Raw genomic sequence first — 6,509 nt, 5'->3', positions numbered from 1 at the left:
AGATGGTTTACATCCACTAAGCTATTTGGATACAGAATAATCATTCGCTCAACAAGATTAGCCAACTCGCGTACGTTGCCCGGCCAGTTATGCTCCATCAGTGAGTTGATTGCACGAGGTGTAAAACAGATAGGTTGTCCGCCCTCCGCCTCTAAACGTGTCATCAGTTCTTGCAGCAGCAATGGTATATCTTGTTTGCGCTCTTTCAGCGCTGGCATCTCAATTGGAAACACGTTCAGACGATAGAACAAGTCTTCTCGGAACGTACCTTCTTCAATCATATTTTCTAGATTACGGTGTGTCGCCGCCACAACTCGAACATTTACCTTGATGGTACTATTGCCACCTACACGTTCAAAGCAGCGTTCTTGCAATACACGAAGCAACTTTACTTGCATCGACATTGGCATATCGCCAATCTCATCAAGAAAGATAGTGCCACCATCTGCGAGCTCAAATCGACCTTTACGGGCAGTTAACGCACCAGTAAACGCGCCTTTTTCGTGACCAAATAATTCGCTTTCTAGGAGCTCAGGCGGTATTGCACCACAGTTAATAGGTACAAATGCGCCATCGCGGTATGAAGAGTGATAGTGGATGTTACGCGCAACAACTTCCTTACCCGTACCGGACTCACCTAAGATCAACACGTTTGCTTCCGTGTTTGATACTTGCTCAATCAGGTGTCGAACTTCTTGAATACCTCTACTTTGACCAACTAAGCTGCGAAAAAGCGTGTTTTTGCGTGCACTAGCAACAACATTCACTCCTTTTCGCCCCAGAAAATCTTTGCAGTGGCGTAACGCTTCACTAAGCTGTGGGTAATTAAGCGGCAGCTCTAGTTCACCAACAAAATTTGGAAGATCATCAACAGGCAAAGGAAAACGGCCCATGACTAGAAGAGGGATGTGGTAAGCGCTGTTTAAATGAGAGATAACCGTACTCGCCGCTTGACCTGCTGGAATATTACCAACAATACAGCACGACCATACGCTAGACCAATCAACATCGCTGAGCTGATCAGAACTGACCGCTTCGCAATTTTCTCCAACAAATTCCAATATATTGCTTAAATTTAAACGACTTGATGCGTCATCATCAATTACAAGCAGCTTTGCCAAACCATGCATAAGTAAGAATGATTGCCTTTATTTTAGGTGCGTTGCGGCCAAACCTTGATTTGCGCAATTGGGTGCTAAAGAAGGCAGAACCACCACACTCAATTTACGATAGACAAAATAGGAAAATCAGCAACAAAAAAGCCATTAGGGCTACTAATGGCTTCTATTTTATTTGAATATAAAAATAAGGCAACCAAGCAATGGAGAGGTGTGAGCTTGATAGAAACTTTGCTACACAACTCGTTGCGCAATTGACAAATATATTCGTCTAGTATCTTAACGCATTGTTTTGACTATTAAATACCAACTTCAGCAGCGGTAAGATTATGAAACTCTGTTGGGATTTGGTCCCAAGCGGACTTGATCTCACGGATAATGTCGATAACGTCGTCGATCAGCTGAGGCTCATTTTGATGGTTAGCAGCAGAAATTTGCGTGATCATAAACTCATACAGTGAATCTAAGTTTGAAGCAATATCACCACCGTCATCCATAGATAGACAGCTGCGTAGCGCGATAATGATGTCTAACGCTTTACCTAAGCGCTCACCTTTTGCTGGAATATTGCCTGCTTGCATGGCTGCTTTACCTTGAATAAGGCGCTCAATCGCACCAGCCATAAGCATTTGAATGACTTTGTGCGGAGAAGCCGCGCTAAGCTGGCTGTCGACTGATACCTTTTTGTATGCTTGCAAAGAACCGCGCATAGTAATCCTCTTTTAAATAAATTTTTTGTACTGCTGAAGTGAACGCTGGCCATAACGAAACTTATGGAGCTCTTTTCCGACCTTTGACGTTTCCGATTGCATCAGCTCGACAATTCTTTTGGTACGAGTTAGCAATGCTTGCCACTCTGCATCCTGCTTAACCAAAGGATTTTGATGAATAATTGGTAACAGGTTTTGCAATAACCGTTCCCTGATATCGACCAAGCGAAGAATTTCTTCAGCATTAAAATCAATTTTTTCTAATTCTTGCGTAATTAGTTGATCTATATCACTAATTTCCATGAGTTCTTTTTGCATTTATTAACCCAACGCACTCATCAAAGCGCCTAACTGGCCTTGCATTTTACCGGTCGCATCTTGCATCGCGGTAAACTTCGCATGAGTACGCTTCTCTAGGCTTTCCATGCGGCGATCTAATGCCGCTTGATCGTCACTCAAACGGTAGTTTTGTTCTGTGAGACTTTTTTCTCGAGTACGAATACTGCCTGTAATACCTGTGATACCGTGAATCGCATCTTCTACTCGTTTAGCAAAACCTGTGTTGCCACCGAAGAACTTTTCTAACTCGTTGAAGTTATTGTTCAACTGGCGGTCTAGCATGTCATAGTTGATTTCTAGGGTGCCTTGACGTGTGGTCGTAATGCCAAATTCTGTTAAGGACTTTAGGTTTTCAGGTGCTTTATCGATTCGAGTAGAAAAGACCGATTTTAATCGTGAATCTGCACTGCGTACGGTGCTGTCACCTGACAACGGCCCTTTTTGGCCAGTTACCGGATCCACACTCGCCAACGCTTGGGAGGTTTGATAAAACGAGTTATACGCTGCCACAAAGTTTTCGATATCGTTGCGTACACTTTGACGGTCGTACTCGACACCAATTTCAGCAGGCGGTTTATTCGGTTCTGATTTGCCTTTTAGCGTTAAATCAACACCTTCGATCGCATCTTCAATCACATTGTTGTGGCTAGATAGCTTTGCCACTCCATCAAGCAGAACTTCTGAATCTTGCCCTGCTTGTACTTCTGTCATTCCAAGGTATTCTTCAAAAGCAGATTGTGCCTTTGCGATTTTCGCTTCTGCTTCATCAATTTTTTCCAGACGCTCACGTTCTTGAGGATCAAGTTTAGCGCGATGAATTTGCTTAGCTTGCGCTTCGGAAAGTTCACCACGTGCCACTTTTTCGTCTAACGCTTGCTTTTCACTCGCAATTTTTTGCTCGATTTCCGCTTTTTCTTGCTCAAGAAGCTGCTTAGCCTCTTTCGTCGTAACGTAAGAATCGGTTAGGGTGCCCGATGCGGCATTATTCCAGCCTGGTACATCTGGTGCCTTCTCTATTGCCTTTTCGTCGAGTTCGAGCTCTGGTTCTTCATAAGAGTCCAACAAAGTACCTGACGCAGTTTCTGTCCACCCTGGAATTCTGTCTTCAGGGCGTAAACTCGCGCGTCGGTTGGCTTCATCAATGGCTTCTTGACCAGCTTTGGCTGCTTCTGCACCCGCCGCAGAGATTGGCGCTTGCGATGCATCATCTTGTACATCGTCTGCCGCTTTTTGCTCTTCTGGAGGTAGAGGATTGCCGTTTGCATCCAGCTCTTCTGCTGGTTGTTCCGGAAATTTAAGAGGACCTAAGACATCTTCCGCCGCTGAACGAGCTTCTTCAAGCGCGTTGACGCGGTCTTCAAGTGTTTGGTATTCGAAATATTTAAGAGGGTTGCCTTTTTCTGCCTCCACACTGACTCTGATTTGATGATCCTTACCAGAGAGGTTAGAAGCAAGGATAAGGCGTGGACCTTCGACGTCGTTAATAAGAGATGCACGAACGCCAGGGTTATCTTTAGCGCCATTGATGCCACGTACGACATCGATGAGCTTAGATCGGGAACGAACATCGATATTAAAACGCTCATCACCAAGCGAAATCTGCAGCTTACCAGGGCCAAATTTTGCGTCTTCTGGCAATACGTCAGAAGCGACTTTATGGCTCTGAGCAAGCTGCAACACATCGATAGCATATTTGCCAGCGATAGCATCTGTGGTTGCCGTGGCAGATACGATATTGTCATTGGTCGTTTCGACGGTGCGAACGGCAAATGCTTTCTCCTGACGAAAGTTCGCCATGAGATTTTTCATCGTATCCAATGATTCTCTGAGTCGTCCGTAAGCACTGATACTGGCATTAATTGTCGTGCGTTCGTTGTCGATGCGTTGCTGCTTTGGTACGCGTTCGGCATCCACAATTTTGCTGACCATGGAATTAATATCCATGCCGCCAGACATCCCCAAAGGGCCTAAACTCATCAAATCACCTCTAAAAACGACTTACACTTTTTCAGTCAACAACCCGCTGTTGGCTGTGTGCTCAGCTAGGCGACGCAATACCACTAGCATTTCTTCATCAGGAATTTGACGAATCACGTCACCGGTATTGGCTTCATAAATCGTCACCACATCTCGTCCGGATTCTTCATCCACTCGAAATGCGACTCCTTTGTTTATGGACGTTACAAATTCATTCATTTGTGCGACCAATTTTTCACGTTCTTCTTTGTTCAGTTCTTGACGGCTTTCAGCCATCTCGATCGCAGCTTGAACAGAGAAGTCGTATTCGGTGTTTTTCGCTTTTTGCGGCGAAATCTCACCATTTGAATTTGCTGGGCTAGACGTGCCTATATCATTGCCATTTTTATTTGCAAACTTTGTGCCATTTGGCGTGCCGTAAGGCTGGATGTTCGATGCGTAGGAGGATATATCCATTACAATCTCCCTTCCACCTTATGGGCTAACGATAGAATCTATCGCTTTGGTGCCCCAGCACTAAGGTGTTGACCTCAGGCTGGGTTTACCACTTAGCCCAACAAGCTTAGCGCTGCAGATGGAGACTGCTTCGCTTGAGCCAGGATTGAAGTACTTGCTTGCTGAAGAATTTGCGACTTAGTCATCGCAGTGGTTTCCTTCGCGTAATCAGTATCTTTAATACGGCTTTTAGACGCGTTAACGTTCTCGTTAATGTTGTCTAGGTTGCTGATTGCGTGGTTGAAGCGGTTTTGGAAAGCACCGAGTGAAGCTCGTTGGCTGTCTACGGACTTAAGAGCGCCGTCGATAACCGCTACTGCTTCTTGAGAGCCAGCTACTGTGGTTACGTCGATGTCTTTCACTGTTACGTCTTTCGGACCACCAAAGCCGATCTCGTCTGCTAGGTTGCCAGAAAACTCAACATCACCTTCAACTTTTTGAGAAGAAGCAAATACTTGTAGTTTGCCATCTTCGCCAACAGAGGCTTTTACATCATCGTTTTGACCGTTGATGTATGTCGCTAGCTGTTCAATATCATCGCCTTGCTTAGCGCTGATTGATAGCTCTTTCTCTTCACCCTGCTTGTTGGTGTAGCTCATTTTGAACTCTGTTTTCTCACCAACAGTCCAAGATGCGTCTTTACCCTCTTCTGCTGCGTAGCTCTTACCACCCATTGCTGAAGTGTCTGAGCGTAGGTTACCCATAGAAAGCATCACTGCTTCACCTGAGTCCGCACCGATTTGGAAAGATTGAGTACCGTAAGTACCGTTTAGAAGCTTGTTACCACCGAAAGAGGTAGTTTCAGCAATACGGTTTAGCTCGTCGTTTAGCGCTGTTACTTCTTCTTGGATCGCTACACGTTCTGCTTTTGAGTTAGAGCCGTTCGCCGATTGAAGCGAAAGATCACGCATACGTTGTAGGATGTTGGTAGATTCATTCATTGCACCTTCAGCAACCTGTGCAATAGAAATACCGTCGTTTGCGTTTTTCACTGCCATATCTAGGCCACGGCTTTGTGCATTCAAACGGTTTGAAATCTGTAGACCTGCAGCATCGTCTTTCGCGCTATTGATTTTGTAACCCGAAGACAAACGCTCCATAGATTTTTGTTGACCGTCAGCTGCCTGGTTCAGGTAACGCTGTGCAGTCATCGCAGAAACGTTAGTATTAACGTTAATCGCCATAATTGATCTCCTTAAGGCTTTAGTGAATGTACCGTCGTGTCTCTCACCTCACTTAGGTACATCTCATTTCTCTCAGTCCCTTTAACGGCGACGTATGCATATCCTTTAGGAGAAATTTTCAATTTTTTGCGATTATTTTCTTTGGCTTACTGAAGTGTGATAAAGCTCTAATATTGCCGTTGATGAATACCTTCGCTCTTTTAAAGGCAGAAAAAAACCCAGCCGAAGCTGGGTTTACTCGCTCATCTCTCACCACGAGCCAATGAGGTTCTCGTCTTAGGTTTGAAATTAACCTAGCAGACTTAGCGCTGAGTTTGGCGCTTGTTTCGCTTGCGCAAGGATTGAGCTTGACGCTTGCGATAGAATTTGTGATTTGGTCATTGCCGTCGTTTCTTTCGCGAAATCTGTATCTTTGATACGGCTCTTCGACGCGTTCACATTCTCGTTAATGTTGTCCAAGTTGCTGATTGCATGGTTGAAACGGTTCTGGAATGCACCCAGCTCTGCGCGGTGGCTGTCTACGTATTTCAGTGCCGCATCGATGATTGCAACAGATTCTTGTGCGCCACCGACTGAGGTTACGTCAATAGTATCTACCGTCACTTTTTTACCTTCGCCCAAACCTAGTTCACCAGATAGACCGCCTGAAAACTCGACCTCGCCCTCAACTTTGTTGTTGCCAGCGA

The 6,509-nt window shown here is 45.1% G+C and carries 7 protein-coding genes; all 7 read right to left on the bottom strand.

Annotated features, from left to right (window positions below):
- Window positions 1–1,130, bottom strand: a 1,130-nt coding sequence (locus IQR33_RS22815) for a sigma-54-dependent transcriptional regulator (RefSeq protein ID WP_193844073.1), incomplete at its 3' end; no start/stop codon positions are given.
- A gap of 287 nt (window positions 1,131–1,417) precedes the next feature.
- Window positions 1,418–1,828 carry a flagellar export chaperone FliS gene (gene fliS, locus IQR33_RS22810; protein WP_005380457.1) on the bottom strand — a complete coding sequence of 137 codons (411 nt, stop codon included), beginning with the start codon at window positions 1,826–1,828 and terminating at the stop codon, window positions 1,418–1,420.
- A 12-nt stretch (window positions 1,829–1,840) separates the two neighbouring features.
- Window positions 1,841–2,146 (bottom strand): flagellar protein FliT, encoded by a 306-nt coding sequence (locus tag IQR33_RS22805; RefSeq protein ID WP_005380456.1) that lies wholly within the window; start codon window positions 2,144–2,146, stop codon window positions 1,841–1,843.
- A gap of 3 nt (window positions 2,147–2,149) precedes the next feature.
- Complete coding sequence (fliD, locus tag IQR33_RS22800; protein WP_047102855.1) at window positions 2,150–4,144, bottom strand: flagellar filament capping protein FliD; 1,995 nt, start codon at window positions 4,142–4,144, stop codon at window positions 2,150–2,152.
- Between the two features lie 21 nt (window positions 4,145–4,165).
- Window positions 4,166–4,600 (bottom strand): flagellar protein FlaG, encoded by a 435-nt coding sequence (flaG, locus tag IQR33_RS22795; protein WP_005384493.1) that lies wholly within the window; start codon window positions 4,598–4,600, stop codon window positions 4,166–4,168.
- 92 nt (window positions 4,601–4,692) lie between these two features.
- Complete coding sequence (locus IQR33_RS22790; protein WP_005380449.1) at window positions 4,693–5,823, bottom strand: flagellin; 1,131 nt, start codon at window positions 5,821–5,823, stop codon at window positions 4,693–4,695.
- A gap of 288 nt (window positions 5,824–6,111) precedes the next feature.
- The coding region (locus IQR33_RS22785; protein ID WP_265575805.1) for a flagellin at window positions 6,112–6,509 on the bottom strand (398 nt) is incomplete at its 5' end.

The sequence above is a fragment of the Vibrio sp. OPT46 genome (assembly GCF_015163535.1).
Lineage (GTDB): Bacteria > Pseudomonadota > Gammaproteobacteria > Enterobacterales > Vibrionaceae > Vibrio > Vibrio alginolyticus.
Note: the sequence above shows the minus strand (reverse complement) of the source record. Positions and strands in the feature narration are given on the sequence as shown.